Source organism: Yersinia rochesterensis, assembly GCF_003600645.1.
Classification (GTDB): Bacteria; Pseudomonadota; Gammaproteobacteria; order Enterobacterales; family Enterobacteriaceae; genus Yersinia; species Yersinia rochesterensis.
In genome coordinates, this window is record NZ_CP032482.1 from 3631713 (window position 1) to 3655555 (window position 23843).

Here is a 23843-nt window from a genome sequence, read left to right on the forward strand (position 1 = left end):
ATAACTAGCCCGCTTTCTTTGCGGCAGGCTTCACTACATTCTCTCCGTGGTTCCCAAAGAATTGATATAAGGTGTCTGAAGCCGTTTTGGTTAATACCATAATTTCAATACGGCGGTTTTTTGCCGCAAGGGGTTCAGCCGGGTCCAGTAGCATCTGATCTGCCATTGCGTTAATTTGTAATACTCGCCCCTCAGTTAACCCACCTTTTACTAACGCCTTATGGGCCATCAACGCCCGCTCACCAGAAAGATTCCAGTTGTTGTACATCACTTGGTCACGATAGCGGGAAGCATCGGTATGCCCGGTAATAATGATTTTATTGTCCATTTCATTAAATGCCGGCGCCAACTCAGCCAGTAAACGGCCAAAGAATGGGGTCAGTACTGCACTGCTGCGCTGGAACATATCGCGCTGTTTATCATCCTGAATCAAAATACGCAGCCCTTGTGGCACCACCTCCATTTGCAAGTTGGATTGCGCATCGTAGGCGGATGTAATTTGCATAATGATGCGGGATAACTCTTCCATTTCTTTACGTGATTTATCCACCACATCTTCCAGAGACTGTTCTGGATCCGGCACTTCAACGGCCAGATTGCTTTTGATTTCTTTCGCTTGTTCCTTGCCATCAATGCTGTTAGAGAACTTGCCGCCGCCACTTTTGCTTTTAGAGGGAATAGAAATAAAGGATTGCTGCGAAAAGATGGTTTGCCCATTCAGTTGCGCGACAATTTCTTGCCGCTCTTCCTCCGATACCACTCCGACAATCCATAGCACCATAAACAGCGCCATCATCGCTAAGGTAAAGTCGGCAAAAGCCACTTTCCATGCGCCAGAATGCCCGCCACTGTGTTTTTTTCTGGGTGCGCGTCTAATTATGGTGGTTTGCCCGCCTTTGGCATGACTTCTCATTTTACGCGCCTGCCATTATCAGCTGGTTAACCCAGGAATCCAAGGTGGCAAAGGTGGGTTTGCTGTCCAGTGGCAGCATCTTGCGACCTGCATCCACCGACAGTAACGAAGGTTTACCCGCCACATGACTGACCAGCACTATGCGCACACATTCAAAGAATGCCAGCTTCTTTTTCATCTCTTGCTCCATGGCATTAGCCATCGGGTCCATCAGGCAATAACAGATAAACACCCCGAGGAAGGTGCCAATCAAAGCCGCCGCCACTTTGATACCAATCAGTGCAATCGAACCATCAATCGACTGCATGGTGATAATAATGCCTAATACCGCAGCACAAATACCAAAGCCGGGCATGGCTTCTGCGGTGCGGTGGAAGGATCGCGAGGGAACCAGCAGTTCATCTTCTACAGCGGATAACTCCTGCTGTAAGATTCCTTCCAGTTCGTATTGGTTAATTTTCCCCATCGCCATTAAGCGGAAATTATCGGAGATAAAAGTCACTAAATGATGATCATGTAAAATAAGCGGATAGCGCTGGAATAACGGGCTATTCGCCGGAACTTCAATATGTTCATCAAGACGTTTCAATCCCCCTTCGTCGACCATTTCCAACAATTCATAGAGCAGCATTAATAATTGTTTCTGAAACTCAGCGGTATATTCACTTTTGCGTGTTACTGCAACAATTTGATACCACATTTCTTTTAATACATAACCTGGATTCGCCAATATCATGGCACCAATTCCGGAACCAAAAATAATAATGATTTCCCCAGGCTGCCAGAAGGAAGATAATATTCCGCCTGACATAATATAGCCGCCAATCACACAGATCATAATGACCAGCAGACCAAATAATTTCTGCATAACACCCTCGATAATTTAAAAAAATGATTTAATTTTTTGAACTAGTTTTTTATTTAGCTGACAAATTCGTGCTTCAGTGAGATCTAAGACCTGAGCAATCTCTTTCATACTCATTTCTTGTTGATAATAAAGATGCAGAATCATTTGCTCTCGCTTCTCAAGTGACGCAATAGCATGGTTCAGATTATCTTCAATAATAATACTTTCTTCTAACTCTCTGCTCTGTAACGCATCAGTCGGCGTGTCTAATGACAGTATTTCGTCCAAACTCTCCATGCCGCTGGCACTTTCCAAAAGCAGGTATTCTTGATATTCCTCCGCTGTTAGTTGCAGCTCGGCCGCTATTTCCTCAAAGCTCGGTTCATGGCCCAATCGCTTGGCCAATTGTCGTATTGCCTCATTAGTCTTGTGCGTTTTTTGCCTTAACCGGCGCGGCCGCCAGTCATGTTCTCGCAATTGATCCAGCACCGCACCACGAATTCGATGGACAGCATAGGCAGCAAATTGCCCATCAGGGTGACCATAGCGGCGTAATGCCTCTAATAGCCCCATCAATGCAATTTGCTGCATATCCTCCTTGCCGATAACACTGTCTGCTTGAAATGAAAGTTGTCTGACAATACGTTTTACCAGCGGCAAATACGCTTCCAGATATTTCCCTTCCTCTGCAGGAGTCAGTGCTAAATTATCATTAGTATCTATTATTGCCATATTGATTATTGGAAGACCATTCGGCTAATTACCACATCATCAAATGGCATTGGCTCATTTAATTTTTCAAAATCTTTTTTATATTCATTCATCAACTGACGACGCAAATCAACAATGGACGTATTACGCACTGCTTGATAATCCATATTTGAAAGTAAATTAACCGTAGCCGATTGAATTACCGGCACCATCGCGATAACTTTCTTAATATCATTATCATCACCGGTTGCCATACCTAATTCCAACTGTAGGTAGCGCTCGGCTTTAGTATCTTTCAGCGTGATAATCATGTTTTTAATTTCAACAAACTGAACTGATTTATTACCACGAACAAAAGATTTACTGATAGCGACGGGCTTATTTTTTAATTCATCCCAAATAGCATCATGATATTTTACCGCTACGGCAATCAGTGCAATTAATAATAGGGAGCCCCACACTTTCATTGAAAATGTTTTTTTCTGGGTGTTCATTTATAGTCCTTTATACGGTGATGAGGAGCGTACCGTCGTCGGCGCTCATATTCTCTTGAGCCTCAATATGACGTGCTGCCAAAATATCGGCATGCGCCTGTTGGTTCTGCTGCTGTCGTTGCTGTTGCTGGCTATTCGCCGATATTTGTACCTCTACAGCAGCACTATTTTGCCCGGTTAATGTTTGCCGTAACTCCGCACAGCTCTGTTGCAATGCCCGATAAACATCCCCCTGACTTGCATTGATATGAACCTGTAATTTTCCTCCTTCCATATGCACTGAGATATCAATCTTACCCATATCCGGTGGGTCTAGCCGAATAGTGGCATGTTGTACCTTATTCTCAACCTGCATTTGCAGGCGCTCACCGAGCACATTATGTAACTGTTGCGGCCACTCTTTCTGGTTAGCCACTAATGTCAGTTGACTCTCCACCCGAGGGGCGGCCACTTCAGCACTGTTATTAGTAATATGACTCAGAATTGTGGGGATAACCGCACTGATTCCCTCTGGCATAATCCGGTTAAGAAGCAAACTTTCCCCTACTGGCACTGCCGGTTGAGCCGTAATATCCAATCGCGGGCTAATCAATTTCAGCAGATTCATCAGTGGTGATGAATTATCTGATGCCGGTTGGCCCACTATTTGATGACTATCAACCGCAGGTGCAAAAGGCACAGTGACGGTGGGTTGTACACTTTGCACTGGCGTGTCCTGCCGATGAAATTGCAGCAATACATCAAGCAGTTGCTGGTTCTGTTCATCAGTCGGCGGCAGCACGCCCGCAGCATCCGCACCCAAATTGCCATCAAATTTAGTGATCAAATCCATCACTACTGATGGCCGTAAAGAAATAGGTTGATGGGGTACCCATGCTTGTGACAATACCTCATCAAATCCTGCCAGATGATCAATGCCGCCCTCTTCCGCATTACCCGCGATGGGCGAATTCCCTACATCCACCGCCAGTTGACTACCCGCCTGAGCAAAACCCGTTAATGTGATCACCTTGCCTCCTCTTGTTGCGCCATATCCTCATAAGCGGAAATCGCCATGGTGGCGTAGGCGGTGATACCTACTTGCGCTGCTCTCTGACGGGCTATTTCATCTTTTAGCTGGTGCTTTTGCAGACCACAATATTCATAGGCCCGCTGATATATTTCCTTTAAGCGCAGCATCGCCGACTGCTGTTCCAATGAGAACGAACTCTCAGAGCGCTCGGCCAGCCACTGAACCACGCGGCTATCTACTGCCTCTATTTGCTCCCAATCTTGTTGCCCAATAGCCAAATCCAGGGTGGCAATACATTCATTAATTAACAATAAATCATTCATTAGCTCTCCTGGTTTGCTTCCCAACCTGAACGTAGAGTGGCTAATATCTTTTCCACTTCATCAATATATTCCAGTGACATTTTGATACTGGCGTCATACAACCGATAGACACAGTGGCTATATAAGCTGGCCGTACTGTTGGCCAGCTCCCCGCCATTAGCAAAATCCAATGAACCGGTCAGCGCGTTTAATACATCAATACATTTATTGATGCTGGTGGCTTTATGCTCATAACGTTTAGCCTCAATATGCCCTCTGGCCCGAACCAACTCGTCCATTAAGCCATTGAACATAATCAACACTAATTGCTGTGATGTTGCTGCTGCCGTTTGAATACCAATATCCGCTGACTGGTAATCATGAAAATTCTGATCCAATAACATTAAAATCTCGCCTGTTGATCAAACATATCCATGGTGCTTTGCATCTTATCCATCATTTCATTCAGGCGATTGAATTTGAGTAAATTGGTTTTTAATACTCGCGCATAACTGTTCTCCAACCCTTCCTTGGTTCTTTCCAGTGATGTTTTGCGCATTGCCAACATCTCTGAACGCACTTTTAGTGAGCCGTCACTGGCATTCAAATAAGGGTCTAACGCTTTATCCAGCTTATTGATTAGCCCATCGGGGCCGCTCATCAAATCAGTTATTAGTGTTGGCGAGGTCTTCAGTATTTCCGTTAATTTTTTGCTGTCTAACTTCAAATCACCATTACGATCAAATGACACCCCAATCATGCCAAGGGTTTTACCACCATAGAGTTTGCCGACCAGGCTATTTAAATTTTGCTTTAACGCGGTGGACAATGAATCGCTATTATTATTTGAACTGACCGCAGATTTAGCGCTATTAAAAGCATCAATAAATTTCTTTATTTGCGTTTCTGTTTGCGCCGGTTCGACTTCAATCTTCACTTCCAGCAGTGGGTCACCCGCCTTTTGCACTTTAACCAGCTCAATGGTCACCCCATCAATGACTTTATCCAGGGTGTTACTGCTACTTTCCACTTTTAAATTGTTGCTTTTATCGCCGATATACACCACAGAATCTTGTGCGGAAGAAAGTTCCTTCTCATTACCGGCAACAAAAATTGCTGGCCGCGGAGTATCGAACTTAATTTCATTCTCCTTACCGCTCTTATCACTGGTCAGTAACAGAATATTCTGCCCATTACTGCGCACCACTGAGGCAGTAACACCCGGGTTATCCTTAGCGTGATTAACGGCATGAGCCAAATCTGTCAGGGTATCAACGCCCTTCAGTTCAACACTAAAAGATTGACCATTGACGGTTAACGCCAGTGGATTCTGCTCAGTTTTAACCTTGTCATCTGTCAGACCGGTATAGGCCAGTTGATGAGCACTAGCTAATTTCTCAACAAAAAATGAATAAGTGCCTTTAAGCGCTTTTTCATTGGCGCTAATCGTGGCGACTTCTTTTATGCTGGTGCTGGTTTTATTTTTCAGTAAACCTTCTTCGACTTTACTTAAATCCTTTAATGCATCACGAAAAGTACTTAAGCCCGACTTTTGTTTATCCAATGCCGTTTGCTGCGTTTTTAATTGCTGCTCTAGCTTATGTTGCTTTTCTTTTCTTTTGGCGAACAGATCTTGGGTAACCTGTTTGCTCAATGCATCTACATCAATTCCCATTTGCGTTTCCCCGATAATTTTTTTATGCAACCCACTTCAGGATAGAGCGGTTAATACCCTCAACTATCTACAGTTTAGCAATAGTCATGCCAATGTTTATTTGATTGATTTATATGACTATTATTTTAATCATGGAAGAGTTTCTTCCTTATTACTCTCAAGGGGAAGCAAATTGCGGCCAAAAAAATACCGCCATAATCAGCGGTATTTTCGAGTAACAAAAATGATTAGAACAACTGTGCAACCATCTGACCCATTTGGGTATTTTTGGACAGCGCTTTAATACCGCTGTTCATCAGCAACATTGCGGTGTTTTGTGCAGTAGAAGCGGCAACAGCATCAGCATTCATAATTGAATCTTTAGCCGCCATATTCCCATCACGCATATTGGTCAGGTTGTCGCTGGAATAACCCAGACGGTTAATACCTGCCGCCAGAGACGCGGTTACTGAGCTGTAGCTACCAATGGCTTTGGTCAGTGTAGTAATGGCTTCTTGGGCATTTTTAGTATCATCCAAATTCAGTGAAGCAATACCGGCAGAACGATAGCGAGAATCGTGATCCTTGATATTTTGCAGTTTAGACTCAGCGTCTGCCAGTTCCGCTTTCGGTGCATCCAGCCCTACAACCGCCAATTCGACAACTTGGTCATTAGTTAACTTTTCGCCAAGAACGATATCTTTTGGGCTAGTAATAGCAGCAACATTAGCTACAACATTTTTACCTAAAGACGCTGCGTTTGCAGCGTCCCACACTACAGTCGCATGGCCTTGGTTACCAAAAGCGGCTTTATCAAGAGAGGGTGCAGTATTCTTTGCGGTAATGAATGCCGAGTCAAAAGCTTGTTCTGCGGTTTTAACCGCTGTTTCTGCAGTAGTGACAGCCGCAGTTTTAGTTACGATCTCGGCTTCTGCATCACCTACAACTTTCTCGATAGTATTAGCAGTAGCACCTGTATCACCGATAGTTGCAGTCCCTGCAACCGTTTCCATCAAACCTTTCACGCCTTTTGAAAGGTCAATTTCAATCACATCAGTAGCGCTGGCACCGGTCTGGAAAGTCAGTTTGCCATCTAATTTACCACCGCTGGCAAACAGGGTACCGTCACCAAAGGTGGTTTTATCCAGTGTAGACTTCAATTCTTCGCCCAGTGACTTAAATTCCGCGTTCAGCGCGGCACGGTCTTGAGCACCATTGGTGGCGTTAGCTGCTTGGGTTGCCAGCTCTTTCATCCGGTTCAGGATACCGTCGGAACCGGCCAGTGCGCCGTTAGCCGCTTCCAGCATCGCGGAGCTTTGTGAATTGTTACGCAGTGCCACATTCTGGCCAGTGATAGCAGCATTCAGGCCAGCAGCAATTTGTGAACCCGCAGCATCATCTTTGGCACTCAGGATACGCAGGCCAGTAGACAATTGGCTGGTAGACTTGTTGTACATGCTCTGTGATTTGTTCAGTGCTTTAGCAGCGATGAAAGCTTGTGACTGGTCGTTGATGCTTAATCCCATGATAATTTTCTCTATTTGGCGAGAGCTACCTATTAGCTCCCTGCCGGTATCTGAGAAAAGCGTCACCGTCACCTGTAAAATTAAATATGAAATTAAAAAAGATAAAATAGTGAAATGAAATTATATTGGCAAGGTAAAAGGCTAATATTGACACGCGCAGATTAGACGACACTATTAATTTTAAAATTAAATTAATATCCTTTCTTTATGACTATTTATTCAATATTGGTCATTAAATTATTCAATTCGCTACAATTCCGATACTGCCTCATTTTGTTTGTCTTGCTCATAAACACGTAATTTTATATGATGCGCTCCAGTTTAATGGGGGGGGTAAGATAATAAATTTGATAGTACAGCAGCATTCTACACAAATATTTTAATTGAGATCAGTACTATACGGATAAAAATTTTTACTCTAGGTAGATTTTGGTATGCTATTTATCGTTAATGACTAAATAACCTTAACTTTATAATGGTCATCTGCTTCCTCAGATTATTCCTGCGAACATTAAAATGAAAAAGTGCCAATATATTGTTAATAAATGGTCTATTGACCTCTCATCCGGTTTTATCAGTCATCAGGAAACCGGTGAACAAAAGCGCCTGGGCGAATATCAAGTTAAGCTGCTAAGTGTGCTACTGCAACATTCCGGACAAATTCTCTCGCGGGATGAACTGACCAATTTAGTCTGGAAACGCCGAGTTATTGGTAATAATAGTTTGCCGAATGCCGTCCACACTTTGCGTGTTGCTTTGGGGGATGATAAAAAGCAGCAGCGTATTATTCAAACCATCCCTAAAATCGGTTATTTATTAGACGCGACTTACTGTGAAATTATTGAAGAAGATGAAGCCCCCCCTGCGTTAAGTGATGTTGAAATCGCTGATGACCCATTAATGGTTAATCACAATCTTTCCGAGAATGCCGATCAAACCTTACTTAAGACTGTGGCAGAAAATCGTGAAACGCCGCAAGAAATGAATAATTCATCAGCAGAGGGTGCCGGTTTATCTCATCATCAGCTCTTAAGTACGGATAGCGAATCACCAGAAAAAATCGCCACTGAGTTACCACTGGTTTCCCCTCCGGTTGCAATACTGACAACAAATTCTACCCAGCCCCCCGGAACAGCAAAAAAAACTAAAAAGCTATTCGGTTTACTGGCGATTATCACTATTGGCTGCTGCATAGCACTCTATTTAACCTTTCAAGGGCAGAGTGCCGCAACTTATCAAGCAACAGAACAAGAGCAAGGAACTTATAGCAATATCAGGATGTTTCAGATTGATGACAGCCGTTTTGATAAGCAAAATGCCGACAATCTGTATATCCGGCTAAAAGATACGCTGTATAGAATCGATAAAGACCTTAAAATTAAAGATGCACATTTGACTATTTATTACCATATATCCCTGCGGCGGCTGGATTACACTATTTCAGTTGAAACGCAATGTGATAAAAAACAGCTTAATATGACGATTTACCATTGGCGGCAAGACGACAATTTGTTGAATAACGTCATCTATGATGAAACTGAGAGAAAAATAAATGAAATTCCTGCCTGCTAAAATTAGCCCTATTTTGCTGATATGTGGTGTGTCATTTACTGCATTGGCGCTCACACACAGCGATGATATCTCTATGACTCCTCATAGCGAGATGCAAATGGGGTTCTATGACCTGTTATCTCATAAAAAAGAGATCTACGATGTCCGTATTACATCAACCCATGGCGCAGTGATCAGTACAATAACCAACCCAAATGACAATAGATTTATTTTTAAGGGAAAATTCACCGTAGAAGCGGCTAAAAACCAACAAGTTAACTTCAAATATACGCCAATATTCTATAACAACCCGACATCAGGGCGCATGATTGATGGTTTTATGGACTATATGACCCATAACAATATTTTTATGACACCGATGACAGTAGCCGGTCAGCCATTGCTTTACGGATTGAGTGGAATATTTCTGGATGAAAGTAATATGACAAAGGGGAAAGATTAATTTCCCCTATATCCGTCATACTTTAAGCCGCATGTATGTTGGCTACTATTGTTAAATAAAAATTATTTTACAAATAAGTTTTTGACAATGGCACTATGAAGATAGCCTTGACCACTATGTGATAGTGTTGCATAAGATGGGCGCTCGGAAAATTGTTTGTGTGCCAATCGCTCCGCAATAGATATTGCACTGTTAGGTTGGATAATACCGGCCATTCCTGCCACCCGTTCACGAGCATTATTCTTGAATTTATTCAGTTGGCGCAATTCGCCAGTAATATGTGTTAATGTCTGTTGTAGATCTTCAATGTATTCTTTAGCTATAAACGGCTGACCGATAATCTCTTTTACCTTATCCGCCAATACACTCTCGGCCTGTAATTCAACAGATTGGAATTTGTCTGCTGGATAATGCGAACCTTCTCCGCGCACAGTCAAATTCTGGCTTAATCGTTGCCAGTGTTTCTCATCAGTCTGGAATGCCAATTGGCCGTCATTATCAAGTTTACCGTGAATACCCAAGCGCCCTAACCCTTTATTGAGTTGCAGTATTTTGTGTTTAGCTGAACTTTGCCCAATAAGTTTGACCGCTACAACACTATTGGCAGCATCGGCTAATGAAAACAACAAAGTCTCATCCTCTGACGCCAGCAACAGCTTATTGGCCTCCTTAAAGGTAAAATTAACTTTAGGGTTTTCTTCTAAGGATATATTGAGCTGTCGATCAATTGTATTACCTGAGGCAATTTCTCTTTGTTCCAACCACGATAACAATTTCAGCGACTGCTGCTTAATTGCCTTTGGGTTATGGCTGATAGCCTGTTGAAGCTCTGACAATTGACGTTCTGTCGCTAATAAATAGTGATCCGCCTGCTGCAAACTGGTTAATTGGCTATTAAGTTGCACGTTGTAACGCAAAGGTTCTGTCGAAAGATAGCCAGACTCTGGAAAGGCAGCCGGCGTTACCCGCGGCTTTAGCGGCTTTATCTGCTGAGATTGTTCAACGCCAATGCGTTTATTAACGGTTAGCCCGGTGGCAATGCCGGGGCTAACACTGGAGGATCTTACTTGCATAAATTTCTAGCCTAAATATAGTTAAAAAGGGATAACTGACTTATTTTTGCCTGCATACTATGGGCAATTTTTGTTGATAAAAAATTACTCTGCATAGCAGCATTGACCTTCAATAGGTCAATTCCCGCTAAATCCTTTTCCAGATTAGCATTCACAATTTCAACGTCATCATGAAGATTAGACAAATGATCAAGACGATTTTGTTTAGCCCCCAACTCAGTGACCATCCCACCAATTTTTTTAGCTGCCATTTCGATAGCCGCCAGGTTATTACTAATTTCTTGGTTATAAGTAATCGGTGTAATACTCGAATCAATCATTTTATTGGCTAATTTTTTTAAATTAGTCAATATTTCTAAATTATTCGATGATGTTGAAAGCGCGCTACTTAGATCAGTATTTTCTTGTAAGGTAATGCCATTACCGACTACTGCATCACGCCGCTCATTGTTACCCTTAAAAGTATATGTTTGTGTGGCATTATCATATTCAACAGGTTTAATATTACTTTTAGTTCCAGAAAATAAATAATTACCTTCGGAGTTTTTAGTATTGAGACCAGACATTATCCCATCTAGTAACAGATTTATTTCTCGGCCAAAGGTTGCAGACTCTGTAGCAGAATGATTACCATTTTTAGCGGCCAGCATTTTATCACGCACCACGAGTAATTGGTTGTCCAGTGAGTTTAAACTAGCCTCTTGTACAGAATAGTTCCCCGACAAACGGACGACATTGGTTTTATATTGGCTGACATCTGATTTTGAGTTTTCTAATTGAACCAATTGCATACTGGCAACAGGGTCATCTGATATATTATTGACTCGTTTACCGCTGGTTAGTTGCCCATCTAGTTTTGCATATTCAACCGTACGATTTGCTATATTGTCCATCATTATCCTGGACATGCTGGCATTAGTGATTCTCATTATTTACCTCTATTTTTAAATCCATATTTTATATATTCAGCGCATGAGTGCCAGAAAGTCAGAGAAAAGCTGCTCACCAATAGAAATAACTTTCATATTAGCCCGATACGCTTTGCTGTACTCTAAAATATTATTTCCTTCTTCGTCGCTATCGACACTACTTAGACTATCCCGATTTAATCTTACGCTACTGAGTACATTTTCAGTCTGTGTGATTAACTGCTGATTATTGCTACTGGCAAAGGCAACCTTTCCAACCAATGCCGTACCGGCATCTGACAAACTGGTTGGCCCGATACCAGAAATAGTGACAGCCTTATCTTTTAATGCTAATAATGCATGTAAGTTAGTCGCATTTCCTACGTTACTTGCATTATCCGAAAAACCTAATTCGCTCGGCTTAATATCAGTAACAGATAACATTCCAGTCGGATTGGAAGCATCAAATGAAAATAATGCAGCACCGGCTGTACCGCCTAAATCATAGCCCGCGGCTAACTGGGTATTAACCTCAGTGGTTAATAACTGCGCCATTCCTTGTACAATATTTTCAGTCTCTTTTAATAAACCTTGTTCATAGTTATTAATCGAGCCAAGGCTGGCACCACAAGACATATTTATTTCCGCACTATTACCAGCAAAATGGATATCTATCTGTGGCTGTGCGCTACTCGTATTTAACGCTAATGTTGCTACTGTCTGCCCATTAATTAATGGTGTGCCATCTTTCATCGAGATGTTATAGCGGCCATCTGTCTCCGCAATAACACGAACTTCAACCATTTCGCTTAACTTTTTGACCAGTTGATCTCGCTGATCTTGTAATACATTGGTATTGGTACCGTCAGAACTTAGCTTGACAATTTTTTGGTTATATTCAGCAATACTCTTGGTTAAATTATTAACTTGGCTAATTATCGCTGTTCGTTGAGTGGCAATAATCTGTTTCTGCTCCTGAGCTGATTGATGGAAATAATTAAAATTCAGCGCCAGAGATTTGGCTTCATTCACCACTTGTTCACGATAAGCAAGTGAAGACGGGTTATTTGATGCTGATGACAGGCTATTAAAGAATGCTCGCATCCCCGCCGCTAAACCGGTATTTTCATCACCCAGTGAATGCTCCAATTTGCTGAGAGCGTTTTGAGGGGCGCTAAAAAATTTATTATTACTGCTCGCCTTCCACTCTTCACTCACCAGATACTGCTCAGATAAGCGTTTAAAAGCATCGACATTAACCCCATTACCGGCGCTGTAAGCACTATTTCCACTGGCGTTAACCGCACTTTGTTCAGCGCGCTGGCGGCTATAACCCGGCGTATTCACATTAGATAAGTTCATTGCAGCCGCAGAGAGACTGGCTTGAGCCGCCTGTAAGCCACTTTGTGCAATTTTGGTGAAATTCATGATATTCCCTGCTGTAATCAATTAAATAATAGATACACGTTAGTAGCAAAAAGCGGTCAATTAGCGGCCAAACTTAAATATGAATAACAGCCCCCTGTGGCCCCAATGACCCAGGGGGTAATCAGCCGCGCTATTTCCCACCTAACTGCTGAATCAGTAAATGAGCGATACCACTACTGCGCTGCGAGGCCAGAGTGGAGGCCAGTTTGTCATCATAAAAATCCCGCATCATGCGCTGCTGTTTACTGTTAAATGGGTCGTCGTCGGCAGCCAATGCTTCAGCCGCTTTGCGCATTTGCGCCAGTAAGGTGCGCATAAATACCGCCTCAAACTGCACTGCGGCCTGCTCAAGATCTTGTGGCAGTAGCTCTCCGGTAAAGCTCCCCGGCACCACCGGGGCTGATTTACTTATTGCGTCAATCATCTGTCATCCTTAAATTACGACCAGTTCCGCATCCAGTGCCCCGGCTTCATGCAAAGCTTGTAAGATGGCCATAATGTCATCAGGAGAAGCTCCTAAACTATTGATAGTGTTGACGATGCTACGCAAGCGAGTTCCCGTAGGGACGATAACCATTTGATTGCGTCCCTTGGTCACTTCAATGTCACTTTCTGGCGTGGTGACGGTTTTTCCCCCTCCAAGCACATTAGGTTGGCTGACATTTTTCTTCTCACGGATACTGACCGTCAGATTGCCATGCGAAACGGCGGCAGAGCGCACCCTGACACCTTCGCCAATGACCACTGTCCCGGTGCGAGCATTGAACACCACCCGTGGTGACTGCTTACCGGCGTTGATTTGCACATCTTCCAACAAGGACATAAAGGCCACCCGTGCCCCCGCATCTTGTGGTGCATTGACCATCACGTTAGTGGCACTTTGCGCCACTGCAGTGTTAGAGCCAAAAGCACGGTTCAGTGCCAATGCCACATTGTTGGCTGATTTAAAGCTCGGCCGTTTCAGGTTAAGCACTACCTGGCTATTGCTTTGGAAATCACTCGGAATTTCGCGCTCAATACTGCCTCCATTGGGGATGCGCCCCACTGTGGCGGTATTGACCGTCACGCTGGAACCACTATTCGCTTCAGCTTTCATCCCTCCCACAATCACGTTGCCCTGTGCTAATGCATAAATTTCGCCATCGGCACCGCGCAATTGGGTTAATAGCAAAGTACCGCCGCGCAAGCTTTTGGCATCACCAATAGACGATACGGTGATATCAATAGATTGGCCGCGCGCATAACCCGGTGGCAGGGTGGCGCTGATCGCTACCGCCGCCACGTTCTTCACCTTGGGATCCATTTTTTCTGGCAGTTGCACACCAAACTGGCGCAGCATGTTAGCCATTGATTGGCCGGTAAATTTCACCTGGTTTTTATCGCCAGAGCCGTCAAGCCCCACCACCAGGCTGTAGCCCACCAGCTGGTTGCCACGCACCCCTTGAATATCCACCAGTGATCCCAGTGGTTGTGCTATCGCGGCGGGCAGAGCACACCACAACCCAATCAGCACAAAATAACGTCGTAACATATTGATTCCTGGTTAGATAGGAAATAATGGGTGGTTAAAGAAGCGCGTTAACCAACCGGCGGAGTTAGCATCACTAAGCGCGCCGCGGCCAGCGTAGGAAATACGCGCATTGGCGATTCGCTGAGAAGAGACTGAATTATCCCGCTCAACATCATCGGCCCGGACTAATCCGGTCACGCGCATATATTCATCGCCTTGATTGAGAGTCAGCCACTTTTCGCCACGGATAACCAATACTCCATTCGGCAATACCTGATGTACCGCGACCGTAATCGAGCCACGTAACATATTCTGCTGCGCCGAATTGGCACTGCCGTCAAAATCACGCTTGCCGGATATCGATCCCCCCAGCTTGTTCAGCTTTTTCCCCAAGATCTCGGGGATACCCAAGCTCATGTCGTTTTTTTTGCCAAAGTTAGTTTTAGCCTGCTTACTGGATTGAGTGGATTCATCCAACTTGACCGTCAGAATGTCACCGATCCGATACGCACGCCGGTCCTGCAATAGTGACCAGTTGTACGCGGGCTGGAACAGCCCACCACCTTCTTTAACCGTGGTCGGCTGGATCAAATTGGCCGGCGGTGCAAAAGCAGCATCGTCTTTCTGCACCAGCAGCGCTGGAGTTTCACAACCGCTCAACGCCAGCATCAATGGTGTTAATAATAAAAACCTTTTCATGCATCATTCACTTTTCAACGGAGGCGACGGCCAATTACAGCTTCTGAGTGACAAACTTCAGCATGTCGTCGGCAGCAGAGACCATTTTGGCGTTCATCTCATAAGCTCGCTGTACGGTTATCATGTCGACCATTTCTTCGACCACTTGCACATTGGAGCCTTCCAGTGATTTATGCGCCAGTGCGCCAAAGGACTCTTCCCCTGCAACACCTTCCGTTGCGGTACCGCTGGCAACGGTTTCTTTATAAATATTTCCGCCCACCGCTTCCAAACCGGCCGGATTGACAAAGTTGACCAAGGTGATTTGCCCCAGTTCAGCGAATTCTGCCTCTCCCCCGATGCGGGCACTTACCGTGCCATCTTTGGCGATCGCTAGATCTCTGGCACCTGCTGGCATCTCTATTTGTGGTACCAATGGCATACCTTGCGCATTGGTCAGTACCCCATCAGCATTGAGGGAAAAATTACCGGCACGGGTGTAAGCAATGCCGCCATCGGAAGTTTCAACCTGGAAAAATCCTTGGCCCACAATGGCTACATCAAAATCACTGTTGGTGACCTTAATATTGCCAACGGTAAATTGCTTTTGTGTCCCCACCACTTTGACGCCGCTACCAAACTGAATGCCGTTCGGTGTCGCATTGTTTTGATCCAATGGTGCGCCGGGGGTGCGCTGGTTCTGGTAGAACAGATCTTCAAACACCACACGATCGCGTTTAAAACCGTCGGTATTCACGTTAGCCAGGTTGTTCGAAATGGCGTTCATTTTGGCATCTTGTGCTGCCAAACCGGTTTTACTGACCCATAAAGCTGAATTCATAATGACTGCTCCCTAATTTCTATATCAATGAAATAACGATCCATGGAATAACGTTGTGCTGAAAGCGGTATTAGCTGCCACGGATGATCCGATTACCGGATTGCGCCAGCTCTTCCGCCACTTTCATCATTTTGATTTGCGCTTCAAACTGACGGCTGAGGGAAATACTGGCGGTCATTTCGCTGATAGCGGAAATATTGCTGCTTTCCAAATGCTTACTCACTAGTTGGACATTCTCGTCTCGTGCTGCGGCACCACGGCGGTTGACCAATAAGCCACGGTTATTTTTGCTCAATTGATTAGCGGGAATATCCACCAGCTTGATGCGATCAACTTCCGCCGGTGTCTTGATACCGCCGTCTTGCGGGATAATGGCAATAGTGCCGTCATCAGCGACCGACACCGACGAGTAAGGTGGCAATACAATAGGGCCGCCATCGCCTAATACTGGCAAGCCATTGATGGTTAAATCGCCGTCTGGGCCAATATCCATCTGGCCATTACGGGTGTAAACCTCGCGGCCACCACTGAGCACCGCAATCAACCCACGGTCTTTAATAGCGATATCCAATTCACGACCAGTTTCTTGCAAACTGCCCGCGCTCATATCTACACCAGCATTTTGGCTGAGCACCGCTACACGGCTGTTATAACCGCCGCCCGGCACCTGTGTCGCCGTCGCGCGTTCCAGATCAGCACGGAACCCATGCGTGTTGACGTTAGCCAAGTTATTGGCATGAATCTGTTGTTGTGTCAGGCTGCGGTTGGCCCCGCTGACGGCGGTATAGAGAAGTTTGTCCATTACAGCACCTGGAACAGTGCATTCATCATGCTGTCATTGGTGCTGATGATTTTGGTATTCGCCTGGTAATTACGTTGCGCGGTCATCAAACCGACCAATTCAGTGGTTAAATCGACGTTGGAGGATTCCAAAGCACCCACTTTGATGCCACCTAACAACCCCGTACCGGGCGCACCTAAGAGTGGTCCACCCGACTTGCCAGTGACACTCCAAGTGGTGCCATTCTGCGCAGCTAACCCATTAGGATTGGCAAAATTTGCTAATGCCAATTTGCCTTGCAGCATCCGCTCATCATTACTAAAAGTGGCGTATACCGAGCCATCACTTTCAATGCGCTCACCATTTTTAGTGCCCGCCGTGTAGCCATTGCCTTTATTCAGGGTAGGAAGAAATTCAGATTGGAACTGAGTGGTACCGGTGTAATCAAGAGTAATATTGTAATTTTCCGCGCCAGCTGCGGAGTAAGGCCCTGTAATGGTTTGGCTGTTACCCGCAGTCAATACCCCTGAGGTATTGAATGTTAGCGTATTTTGCAGCGGTGCTGGCGACGTTGCCAGAAGAGTAGTCCCGTCAACGCCGTAATGCACTTTCCACTCGCCCGGATTGGCGCTTTTAACAAAATATTGCGTTACTAAATGTTCACGGCCCAAGGAGTCATAAGCTGTCGACGTGGACATATAGTTGTACGAATCTTTATCACTCGGAGTGAACGTCGTGTTGGCGGGAGGAGTGTCACTGGCGGGCAAGTTAGCCATAAAGTCCAGTTTGCTGGTCGCTTTAGCGGGCAAGCCAGTGGTGCTTATCTTCAAATCACCGATGATACCGGTTTGTACATTACCGGCAGCATCAGCGGGATAACCTTGCAATTTCATGCCGCTAGCATTGACCAATACACCATTATTATCCGTGGTGAACATCCCGGCACGAGTGTATGCATCCTCACCATTGTTGTTTTTCACCACAAAAAAGCCGCTACCTGAAATCGCCAAATCCATCGCGTTACCCGTTCGATCAATCGAGCCTTCTTTTTGGATACTTTGCGAAGTCCCGCTAACCCCCACACCTAATGGCTGCGATTGAGCATACATAGAGGAAAACTCAGTTCGGCCCGACTTAAAACCCTTGGTGGCCGAGTTGGCAATATTGTTACTGATGCTGTTCAACTGTTCAGTCACCGCGCTCAGGCCGGTATTGGCAATACTAAAACTCATAAAATAATTCTCTTGTAAAATAATGGGTTATTGGGAAAAGTGGCGTTAAGCACCAAACTGTTTGATTTTGTGGTAAGGCACATCGCCAATACCGGCGATATTTACTTGCGCTGCGCCACCATGTTGTGGAATACGCACATTGTTCACCGCACCGGCTAATTCCAACGGAATGAATTCTTCCCCACTGCTGCTAACTGCACTGAGTTTGTAGTTGCCGGGTTTAAGATTGTGTTTGGCCGGATCAATGGTGAAATTGACACTGCCCGCCGCTTGCTGACCCAAACTAATTTGATGCTCCTGCCCCAGACCATCAACCAAGTGAATCACCAACGGTGATGCGGCATGTTCTAATGTCAGCCGCCCATTTTGGATTTGTGTCCCCAACTCAACTTCATCACTTTCCACCATCACCTGCTGCCCCACCATATTGGCGGTCGCCATTGCCTGTACTCTCTCCATCTGCACAGTGTTGCTCTGCAACATCTTGGCCATGTTTTCGGTGGATTGAACCTGTGAAAGCTGCGCCATTTGGCTGACAAACTCAGTGCCATCCATGGGGTTCAGGGGGTCCTGATTCTGAATCTGCGCCACCAATAACTTCATGAACTGGTTATTCAGTTCTTCACCTTTGGGTAACTCACTCTCCGCTATCTGAGAGCTATGACTGTTTTTTGACAACCTGCTGCTTTCATTAATATTCATGATTAGCGCTCTCCGAGCTTTAATACACTTTGCTGCATGCTTTTGACGCTGTTGAGAACTTCAACATTGGTCTCAAAGCTGCGTGATGCCGACATCATGTCAGCCATTTCGGACACCACATTGACTGCCGGATAAAAGACATAACCTTGCGGGTTAGCCAGCGGGTGATTAGGTTCATACCGCTGTACCGCCTCTCCCACTTCAACCACATCTAACACCTGTACTTGCGCCCCAGTAACGCCACGAGGATTAGCCGCACTGCGAGGTGAATAAATCGCAGAAAATATCGGACTGCGCGCTTTGTAAGCCTCTGCCGCCGAGGCCGCAGGTGACTCTGCATTCGCCAGGTTGCTGGCGATGGTATTAAGCCTGATGGTCTGGGCCGTCATGGCCGAACCTGATATCCGATAAATATTGTTAAAAGACATCCCTATTTCCCTTCAATTGCCTGTTTCAGGCCGACCAACTTCATATTGAGGAATGACAAACTGGTTTGATAATCGAGAGCATTTTTTGAAAATTCTGCCTGCTCAACATTCAATGCCACCGTATTGCCATCCTGTGAGGGTTGATAGGGCAACCGGTACTTAACTTGAGGAGAGGCTATCCCGATGCCCCCTTGTTTTGCCCGTTGCATTTCAGCGCCAAAATCAATATCTTTAGCCTGAAAATTTGGCGTATTCACATTGGCCAGATTGGCCGATAGCAGTTCTGCTCTGGTAAGTCGAAGCTGCATCGCCGCAGGGTGAACCCCTAATGCTTTCTGAAAATCAATGCCCACAAAACACGTCCTAATTTGATGTTAAAACACGAGTTTGCACTCACGAACACTCACATTAATGCAAACAACGTGCCAGGTTTATAACATCATGATTAAGTACGATTTTTTATTATTTTCCTTGTTCAATGGGAAGCGCTATTTCCCCTCAATCCGTCCCGTATTCATCCGCATTCCACGGCGGTTATTCCTGCTGTCTGTTAGCCTGATTTCACTGTATGCAGCAGCAGCAAACAGCGCTGACATTCATGCTCGAAAACAGATTTATACACAGGCATTACATGCAGCCAGCGCTGACATTAACCAAACCGCCAAAAATAAAAACTGGCAGGGCTATACGGTAAAAATGAATATTTTTATTCCGTCAGAAGTGAGCCGATATAAGTGGTGTCAGAGTGGTGTAAGAGTGACGGCGCCCGCCAGTGGGCAGCGCGATATCTCGCGTTTGCGTTATGACATCAGCTGTCCTGACGCGACAGGCTGGGAAGTCTCGGTCACGGTAAAACCCGATATTTATCTGCCGGTTTGGGTGGCAAAAAGCACCCTTGAACGCGGTAAATTAGTGGCACCTGCCGATATTGAATTGAAGAAAAAGAATATTTCGACGGCGCAGGGGGGTTATATTACCGACCCCGATGAGATAGTCGGACTAACGGTTAAACGTCGTATTCGTGGGCTGCAAGTCGTGATTCCCTCCCAATTGGAGCAGCCGATATTAGTGACCCGTGGTCAGCAAATATTAATGATTGCCGAGCAAGATGGCATTGAAGCTCGCATGTTAGGCGAGGCGCTGAAAAATGGCCGCAAAGGGGAGCTGATTAAAGTGAAAAATCTCAGCAGCAAGCGCACAGTGACCGCCATAGTTGATGATATCGCCAGAGTCAGAATGCTAGGAATTGCCAGCAGTTAGGGCTAACGGCAGTGAGTTAAGTTTTGACCATACTGTGACGCTTTATCAGGTTGTGGAGGCCTCCTCCACGATAACACGAGATAATCGGTAACTGACTATAGGTGACTTCATATGGAAATTAATGCACAGCGGCGGCAAATGATGATTGCCGCGCCAGCCGCCAAAACAGAAAATGCCTTAATAATTCAAGCTATTGCCCCTGTGCGGGCGATTGCGAGCACCACACAACATGCTGCATCGGCCGGTGAGTTACATGCCAAATTACAAAAAATGCCCGAAGTTGATAGCGAACGCGTCGCCACAGCTAAAGCCGCTATTCAGGCCGATAAAATCACACTGAATACAGCCGATATCGCCAGGGCGATGCTGAACTTCCACAGGAGTTAACGAAACTATGCAGCCGGTGAAAAATAGTCAGCAGCAGAACACTCAGCAGTTATTGGTCGCGATTCAGGAAGATCGCAAACGCTATATTGCCTTGGAAAAGTTATTGGTAAAGCAGCGCGAGTTGATGATAGGCCATGATGCTGAAGCTCTGGAGGCACTCAATCTACAGTTGATGGAACTGTATAATATGATTGATAAATCTGCCACTGAACGCCGGCGGCTAATGCAAGATTTACAATTTCCTGCCCATAAAGAAGGTATGCACCAGCTGCTCTCGAGTTTACCGATACATTACCGCGAACATGCCGGCGCATTATGGGCGGACTTACGTTTACGCGCCGATGCCTGTCGCCAGCAAAACCAGCATAATAGTCTGCTGCTGACCATGCAGATGGATCTGTTGTCTTCATTAACCGAGACTCCGGCAGATTTTTTATATGCAGGTTGAGCCACACGTTTCCCACTCTTTTTCAATGGCTGCTTTTGATTTTTATCATATTGAATTTATGGAATATTCATACCAAAAAAACATTCGCTATAGGCTATTATGCTAGGGCGAATGTTTCACATCTTTATTCTTGTGACTGACATTTCAATAAAAAATAAACATAAAAAAGCACTCAAAAATGAGTGCTCAAATTGCGGATAACCTTATCCCGCCCGGTGTCGTTGCCAGCATTGCGCGGCCAGGCCATCAGTGTTTTTTTGTTCACGCCGCCCCCGTTCCATCAAAAACTGCTGCTGTTGCTGTGCTAATACCACCGCCACGATTTTTTCCCGACAAGCTTGTTGCTGCAAATGCGTTTGCAGCTTGCCCACTTCAATATTTGCCAGCACCTGCTCCTGTTTTTGCCAGTCAATAACGCGCTGAATATTGCGCTTATAACTGGCGCTATTATTCATCAAAGCCGCCCCAGCCACGGGCATTAATGCAAAATGGGTTAGCGACGCCAAGGCATTGATATTGTTTTGATAACGCTGGCACAGCTGTTTTTGCTGTGCCAATTGACTGGTGGTCTGATTAAGCGCCCGTTGCCGTAATTGCTGTAGCTGTTGCAGGGTATTCATCAGCTTGTCACTCATGATTGGGCCTCAGGTGTTTGAATATCAGATGGTGGATAGAGCGCGTTCAGATGCGCCAGTGTGGCTGGTAAGAGCGAGGGTTGATCCACTTCTTGGCGCAGGAAGTCGATAATAGCCGGATAATACTGCACTGCCCGATCCGCCATCGGATCGGCTCCGGCGACATAACCGCCCAGCGGGATCAAGGGTTTGATCTCCATATAATCGGCATAGCATTGTTTCAGTAAACGGGCCGATTGCACCTGTTCACGCGGCGAAATCTGGCTCATGCAGCGGCTGATCGACTGGCCGATATCAATGGCGGGGTAGTGACCGGATTCCGCCAATTGACGCGATAATACGATGTGCCCATCTAATACTGCCCTGGCGCAATCGACGATGGGATCTTGTTGATCATCACCTTCTGCCAGCACAGTATAAATAGCGGTCATCGTGCCGCTGCCGTGGCTGTTTCCGGCACTCTCTGCCAACCTTGGAATAATACTGAAAGCAGAGGGCGGGTAGCCTTTGGTCGCCGGAGGCTCCCCCAATGAAAGTGCAATTTCTCGCTGCGCCATGGCATAGCGGGTGAGTGAATCCACCAGCAGTAACACGTCTTTGCCTTTATCACGATAATAGGTGGCAACGGAGTGGCACAGTTCGGTGGCTTTAATGCGCATAAGGGGCGATTCATCTGCCGGTGCGGCTATTACCACCGATTTTGCCATACCGCTGGCCTGTAATGAGTGGTCGATAAACTCCTTCACTTCTCGGCCACGTTCGCCAATCAGCCCGACCACCACCACATCCGCCTGGGTGTAGCGGGTCATCATGCCCAGCAGCATACTTTTACCGACACCACTGCCCGCCATCAACCCTACCCGTTGGCCTTTGCCAATAGTCAGCAAGCCGTTGATGGCTTTGACCCCGACATCCAATGGCGTGCTGACGGACTGGCGCTGAAGCGGGTGAATTTGCGGCAATTGCTGTTGTAGCGGAGTCTCACCACCAAGTGGCCCTTTTCCATCAATCGGCTCACCCAAGCCATTAACCACTCGCCCCAGCCAGCTATCACCAACCATCAGTTCGCCGTCCAGCTCACACGGGAATACCCGCGCACCACTCATCAGGCCATCGGGTTGCTTGAATGGCATCAAGTAAGTGACTTCTCGGTCAAACCCGACCACCTGTGCCTCAATAAAGACGTCTTCAGCACTCTCGACACGGCAACGCTGGCCAATCGCCAGACGGCAACCGACACTCTCCAGCAAAATGCCATTAACCCGTACTAAGCGGCCAGCCACTCTAGCCAGGTTAATGTTATCTATAGATTTCAATGCATTATCAAGTGCCGCTAGCTCACCCATGGTCTTGATCCGGCAGTAGGCTGCTTTTCAATGCTTCGACACACTGATCCAGACGATGCTGGCAACCCACATCAATTTCCGTGGTATCGGTGACCACTCGGCATTCACCGCTGGCCATCTCCGGATCGGCTATTAGCCCCCACTGTTTAACCTTTTCTGGCGCAACATCATTGATGCGGCCCAACTCGGCGGGGTTAAGATAGACTTTCAGTTGCGTGGGAACTGACGGCTGCGCCGCCAGTGCTTCCTCAACTAACGCGAGCAACTGCGCCGGTTGCAGTGCCAATTCACAGCGGATCACCTGACGCGTCACTTTTTCGACTAACTGCACTAGCTCATCGCGACGGCGATTTTCATAACTACCTAAATAATCATGCATTTTTTCGATATAACCGGTAAATGGCTCGATAGCTTCATTAAATCGGTTACTTTCTGATTGTCGCGCTTCTACCCGCCCTTTTTTCAACCCGTCGTCATATCCCAGACGGACACCTTCTTGATATCCCTCCTCTTTCCCCTCAGACAGCCCTTTATTAAAACCCTGACTGACCCCTTCTTGAAAACCCTCCATCAGCTGTTTTTGATAGGCCGCCGGATCAAGTGCCATGGTATCGTCTGGTTGTAAATTCTGGCGGATTTGGCGCAATGGCGGGAACTGATGAACCCGCACTTTCGCCCCGCCAAAGCGCAGGCTATTTTTTATCGACATTGCC

At 45.9% G+C, this 23843-nt stretch carries 29 protein-coding genes; 5 read left to right on the top strand and 24 right to left on the bottom strand.

What is annotated here, in order from left to right; all coding sequences use genetic code 11:
* Positions 1-4: 4 nt before the first annotated feature.
* From lafU to DXZ79_RS16880, 9 genes are all read right to left on the bottom strand, one after another.
* Positions 5-913, bottom strand: coding sequence for a putative lateral flagellar export/assembly protein LafU (lafU, locus tag DXZ79_RS16840; RefSeq protein WP_038639205.1), 909 nt, complete (start codon positions 911-913; stop codon positions 5-7).
* 1 nt (position 914) lies between these two features.
* Positions 915-1781, bottom strand: a complete 867-nt coding sequence (gene motA, locus DXZ79_RS16845; RefSeq protein WP_038639202.1) for a flagellar motor stator protein MotA — start codon at positions 1779-1781, stop codon at positions 915-917.
* A gap of 15 nt (positions 1782-1796) precedes the next feature.
* A complete protein-coding gene (locus DXZ79_RS16850) occupies positions 1797-2492 on the bottom strand; it encodes a FliA/WhiG family RNA polymerase sigma factor (RefSeq protein WP_120011471.1) in 696 nt (231 codons plus the stop codon).
* A gap of 5 nt (positions 2493-2497) precedes the next feature.
* Positions 2498-2965, bottom strand: a complete 468-nt coding sequence (locus DXZ79_RS16855) for a flagellar basal body-associated FliL family protein (RefSeq protein WP_120011472.1) — start codon at positions 2963-2965, stop codon at positions 2498-2500.
* 10 nt (positions 2966-2975) lie between these two features.
* Positions 2976-3974 carry a flagellar hook-length control protein FliK gene (locus DXZ79_RS16860; protein ID WP_120011473.1) on the bottom strand — a complete coding sequence of 333 codons (999 nt, stop codon included), beginning with the start codon at positions 3972-3974 and terminating at the stop codon, positions 2976-2978.
* The gene (locus DXZ79_RS16865) at positions 3971-4300 is read right to left on the bottom strand and encodes a hypothetical protein (RefSeq protein WP_050291936.1); all 330 of its coding nucleotides are present in this window, start codon (positions 4298-4300) and stop codon (positions 3971-3973) included. The genes DXZ79_RS16860 and DXZ79_RS16865 overlap by 4 nt, the downstream gene beginning before the upstream one ends.
* Positions 4300-4683 carry a flagellar export chaperone FliS gene (gene fliS / locus DXZ79_RS16870; protein WP_120011474.1) on the bottom strand — a complete coding sequence of 128 codons (384 nt, stop codon included), beginning with the start codon at positions 4681-4683 and terminating at the stop codon, positions 4300-4302. The genes DXZ79_RS16865 and fliS overlap by 1 nt, the downstream gene beginning before the upstream one ends.
* A complete protein-coding gene (gene fliD, locus DXZ79_RS16875) occupies positions 4683-5954 on the bottom strand; it encodes a flagellar filament capping protein FliD (RefSeq protein WP_120011475.1) in 1272 nt (423 codons plus the stop codon). The genes fliS and fliD overlap by 1 nt, the downstream gene beginning before the upstream one ends.
* 227 nt (positions 5955-6181) lie before the next feature.
* Positions 6182-7459, bottom strand: coding sequence for a flagellin N-terminal helical domain-containing protein (locus DXZ79_RS16880; RefSeq protein WP_050291939.1), 1278 nt, complete (start codon positions 7457-7459; stop codon positions 6182-6184).
* A gap of 516 nt (positions 7460-7975) precedes the next feature.
* Between DXZ79_RS16880 and DXZ79_RS16890 the strand changes: the two genes are divergently transcribed.
* Entirely contained in the window at positions 7976-9031 is a 1056-nt protein-coding gene (locus DXZ79_RS16890; RefSeq protein ID WP_038639182.1) for a winged helix-turn-helix domain-containing protein, read from the top strand.
* The gene (locus tag DXZ79_RS16895; protein WP_038639179.1) at positions 9012-9473 is read left to right on the top strand and encodes a hypothetical protein; all 462 of its coding nucleotides are present in this window, start codon (positions 9012-9014) and stop codon (positions 9471-9473) included. Before DXZ79_RS16890 ends, DXZ79_RS16895 begins: the two co-directional genes overlap by 20 nt.
* 62 nt (positions 9474-9535) lie before the next feature.
* Here the strand turns inward: DXZ79_RS16895 and DXZ79_RS16900 are convergent, their stop codons facing one another.
* From DXZ79_RS16900 to DXZ79_RS16955, 12 genes are all read right to left on the bottom strand, one after another.
* A complete protein-coding gene (locus DXZ79_RS16900; RefSeq protein ID WP_120011476.1) occupies positions 9536-10546 on the bottom strand; it encodes a hypothetical protein in 1011 nt (336 codons plus the stop codon).
* Between the two features lie 11 nt (positions 10547-10557).
* Positions 10558-11475, bottom strand: a complete 918-nt coding sequence (locus tag DXZ79_RS16905; RefSeq protein WP_120011477.1) for a flagellin N-terminal helical domain-containing protein — start codon at positions 11473-11475, stop codon at positions 10558-10560.
* Positions 11476-11511: 36 nt separating this feature from the next.
* A complete protein-coding gene (gene flgK / locus DXZ79_RS16910) occupies positions 11512-12882 on the bottom strand; it encodes a flagellar hook-associated protein FlgK (RefSeq protein ID WP_038639170.1) in 1371 nt (456 codons plus the stop codon).
* Between the two features lie 130 nt (positions 12883-13012).
* Positions 13013-13306 (bottom strand): rod-binding protein, encoded by a 294-nt coding sequence (locus DXZ79_RS16915; RefSeq protein ID WP_038639167.1) that lies wholly within the window; start codon positions 13304-13306, stop codon positions 13013-13015.
* 9 nt (positions 13307-13315) lie between these two features.
* On the bottom strand, positions 13316-14413 hold the full coding sequence (locus tag DXZ79_RS16920; RefSeq protein ID WP_038639165.1) for a flagellar basal body P-ring protein FlgI: 1098 nt from the start codon (positions 14411-14413) through the stop codon (positions 13316-13318).
* Between the two features lie 12 nt (positions 14414-14425).
* Complete coding sequence (flgH, locus tag DXZ79_RS16925; protein WP_038639162.1) at positions 14426-15091, bottom strand: flagellar basal body L-ring protein FlgH; 666 nt, start codon at positions 15089-15091, stop codon at positions 14426-14428.
* 34 nt (positions 15092-15125) lie between these two features.
* On the bottom strand, positions 15126-15911 hold the full coding sequence (gene flgG / locus DXZ79_RS16930; RefSeq protein ID WP_038639158.1) for a flagellar basal-body rod protein FlgG: 786 nt from the start codon (positions 15909-15911) through the stop codon (positions 15126-15128).
* 70 nt (positions 15912-15981) lie between these two features.
* Positions 15982-16713, bottom strand: coding sequence for a flagellar basal-body rod protein FlgF (flgF, locus tag DXZ79_RS16935; RefSeq protein WP_120011479.1), 732 nt, complete (start codon positions 16711-16713; stop codon positions 15982-15984).
* The gene (flgE, locus tag DXZ79_RS16940; protein ID WP_038639152.1) at positions 16713-17924 is read right to left on the bottom strand and encodes a flagellar hook protein FlgE; all 1212 of its coding nucleotides are present in this window, start codon (positions 17922-17924) and stop codon (positions 16713-16715) included. The genes flgF and flgE overlap by 1 nt, the downstream gene beginning before the upstream one ends.
* A 45-nt stretch (positions 17925-17969) precedes the next feature.
* Complete coding sequence (gene flgD / locus DXZ79_RS16945) at positions 17970-18626, bottom strand: flagellar hook assembly protein FlgD (RefSeq protein ID WP_038639150.1); 657 nt, start codon at positions 18624-18626, stop codon at positions 17970-17972.
* A gap of 2 nt (positions 18627-18628) precedes the next feature.
* Positions 18629-19054 carry a flagellar basal body rod protein FlgC gene (gene flgC / locus DXZ79_RS16950; protein WP_038639147.1) on the bottom strand — a complete coding sequence of 142 codons (426 nt, stop codon included), beginning with the start codon at positions 19052-19054 and terminating at the stop codon, positions 18629-18631.
* A 2-nt stretch (positions 19055-19056) separates the two neighbouring features.
* On the bottom strand, positions 19057-19407 hold the full coding sequence (locus DXZ79_RS16955) for a flagellar basal body protein (RefSeq protein WP_038639144.1): 351 nt from the start codon (positions 19405-19407) through the stop codon (positions 19057-19059).
* Between the two features lie 88 nt (positions 19408-19495).
* On the opposite strand from DXZ79_RS16955, the gene flgA reads away from it, so the two are divergent.
* The 3 genes from flgA (at position 19496) to flgN (ending at position 21149) form a co-directional block, all read left to right on the top strand.
* Positions 19496-20314: a flagellar basal body P-ring formation chaperone FlgA gene (flgA, locus tag DXZ79_RS16960; RefSeq protein ID WP_120011480.1), complete on the top strand. Its 819-nt coding sequence runs from the start codon at positions 19496-19498 to the stop codon at positions 20312-20314.
* 111 nt (positions 20315-20425) lie between these two features.
* Positions 20426-20701 (top strand): flagellar biosynthesis anti-sigma factor FlgM, encoded by a 276-nt coding sequence (locus DXZ79_RS16965; protein WP_038639138.1) that lies wholly within the window; start codon positions 20426-20428, stop codon positions 20699-20701.
* A 7-nt stretch (positions 20702-20708) separates the two neighbouring features.
* Positions 20709-21149, top strand: coding sequence for a flagellar export chaperone FlgN (gene flgN / locus DXZ79_RS16970; RefSeq protein ID WP_038639136.1), 441 nt, complete (start codon positions 20709-20711; stop codon positions 21147-21149).
* Between the two features lie 203 nt (positions 21150-21352).
* On the opposite strand, the gene fliJ is transcribed toward flgN, so the two are convergent.
* From fliJ to fliH, 3 genes are read right to left on the bottom strand one after another with little or no spacing between them, the layout of a single operon-like run.
* Entirely contained in the window at positions 21353-21784 is a 432-nt protein-coding gene (fliJ, locus tag DXZ79_RS16975) for a flagellar export protein FliJ (protein WP_038639133.1), read from the bottom strand.
* Entirely contained in the window at positions 21781-23130 is a 1350-nt protein-coding gene (gene fliI / locus DXZ79_RS16980; protein WP_038639131.1) for a flagellar protein export ATPase FliI, read from the bottom strand. Before fliI ends, fliJ begins: the two co-directional genes overlap by 4 nt.
* Positions 23123-23839 (bottom strand): flagellar assembly protein FliH, encoded by a 717-nt coding sequence (gene fliH / locus DXZ79_RS16985; protein ID WP_038639128.1) that lies wholly within the window; start codon positions 23837-23839, stop codon positions 23123-23125. The genes fliI and fliH overlap by 8 nt, the downstream gene beginning before the upstream one ends.
* Positions 23840-23843: the final 4 nt, after the last annotated feature.

Excerpts from the sequence above, each read along its gene's own strand:
- flgH (WP_038639162.1), bottom strand. The coding sequence starts at position 15,091 with ATGAAAAGGTTTTTATTATTAACACCATTGATGCTGGCGTTGAGCGGT.
- flgC (WP_038639147.1), bottom strand. The coding sequence starts at position 19,054 with ATGTCTTTTAACAATATTTATCGGATATCAGGTTCGGCCATGACGGCC.
- DXZ79_RS16915 (WP_038639167.1), bottom strand. The coding sequence starts at position 13,306 with ATGATTGACGCAATAAGTAAATCAGCCCCGGTGGTGCCGGGGAGCTTT.
- DXZ79_RS16895 (WP_038639179.1), top strand. The coding sequence starts at position 9,012 with ATGAAATTCCTGCCTGCTAAAATTAGCCCTATTTTGCTGATATGTGGT.
- flgE (WP_038639152.1), bottom strand. The coding sequence starts at position 17,924 with ATGAGTTTTAGTATTGCCAATACCGGCCTGAGCGCGGTGACTGAACAG.
- flgN (WP_038639136.1), top strand. The coding sequence starts at position 20,709 with ATGCAGCCGGTGAAAAATAGTCAGCAGCAGAACACTCAGCAGTTATTG.
- DXZ79_RS16880 (WP_050291939.1), bottom strand. The coding sequence starts at position 7,459 with ATGGGATTAAGCATCAACGACCAGTCACAAGCTTTCATCGCTGCTAAA.
- flgD (WP_038639150.1), bottom strand. The coding sequence starts at position 18,626 with ATGAATATTAATGAAAGCAGCAGGTTGTCAAAAAACAGTCATAGCTCT.
- fliD (WP_120011475.1), bottom strand. The coding sequence starts at position 5,954 with ATGGGAATTGATGTAGATGCATTGAGCAAACAGGTTACCCAAGATCTG.
- motA (WP_038639202.1), bottom strand. The coding sequence starts at position 1,781 with ATGCAGAAATTATTTGGTCTGCTGGTCATTATGATCTGTGTGATTGGC.
- fliH (WP_038639128.1), bottom strand. The coding sequence starts at position 23,839 with ATGTCGATAAAAAATAGCCTGCGCTTTGGCGGGGCGAAAGTGCGGGTT.
- DXZ79_RS16890 (WP_038639182.1), top strand. The coding sequence starts at position 7,976 with ATGAAAAAGTGCCAATATATTGTTAATAAATGGTCTATTGACCTCTCA.
- DXZ79_RS16965 (WP_038639138.1), top strand. The coding sequence starts at position 20,426 with ATGGAAATTAATGCACAGCGGCGGCAAATGATGATTGCCGCGCCAGCC.
- flgG (WP_038639158.1), bottom strand. The coding sequence starts at position 15,911 with ATGAATTCAGCTTTATGGGTCAGTAAAACCGGTTTGGCAGCACAAGAT.
- flgF (WP_120011479.1), bottom strand. The coding sequence starts at position 16,713 with ATGGACAAACTTCTCTATACCGCCGTCAGCGGGGCCAACCGCAGCCTG.
- flgA (WP_120011480.1), top strand. The coding sequence starts at position 19,496 with ATGATTAAGTACGATTTTTTATTATTTTCCTTGTTCAATGGGAAGCGC.
- fliS (WP_120011474.1), bottom strand. The coding sequence starts at position 4,683 with ATGTTATTGGATCAGAATTTTCATGATTACCAGTCAGCGGATATTGGT.
- flgK (WP_038639170.1), bottom strand. The coding sequence starts at position 12,882 with ATGAATTTCACCAAAATTGCACAAAGTGGCTTACAGGCGGCTCAAGCC.
- DXZ79_RS16920 (WP_038639165.1), bottom strand. The coding sequence starts at position 14,413 with ATGTTACGACGTTATTTTGTGCTGATTGGGTTGTGGTGTGCTCTGCCC.
- DXZ79_RS16855 (WP_120011472.1), bottom strand. The coding sequence starts at position 2,965 with ATGAACACCCAGAAAAAAACATTTTCAATGAAAGTGTGGGGCTCCCTA.
- DXZ79_RS16850 (WP_120011471.1), bottom strand. The coding sequence starts at position 2,492 with ATGGCAATAATAGATACTAATGATAATTTAGCACTGACTCCTGCAGAG.
- DXZ79_RS16905 (WP_120011477.1), bottom strand. The coding sequence starts at position 11,475 with ATGAGAATCACTAATGCCAGCATGTCCAGGATAATGATGGACAATATA.
- fliI (WP_038639131.1), bottom strand. The coding sequence starts at position 23,130 with ATGGGTGAGCTAGCGGCACTTGATAATGCATTGAAATCTATAGATAAC.
- DXZ79_RS16865 (WP_050291936.1), bottom strand. The coding sequence starts at position 4,300 with ATGAATGATTTATTGTTAATTAATGAATGTATTGCCACCCTGGATTTG.
- fliJ (WP_038639133.1), bottom strand. The coding sequence starts at position 21,784 with ATGAGTGACAAGCTGATGAATACCCTGCAACAGCTACAGCAATTACGG.
- DXZ79_RS16900 (WP_120011476.1), bottom strand. The coding sequence starts at position 10,546 with ATGCAAGTAAGATCCTCCAGTGTTAGCCCCGGCATTGCCACCGGGCTA.
- lafU (WP_038639205.1), bottom strand. The coding sequence starts at position 913 with ATGAGAAGTCATGCCAAAGGCGGGCAAACCACCATAATTAGACGCGCA.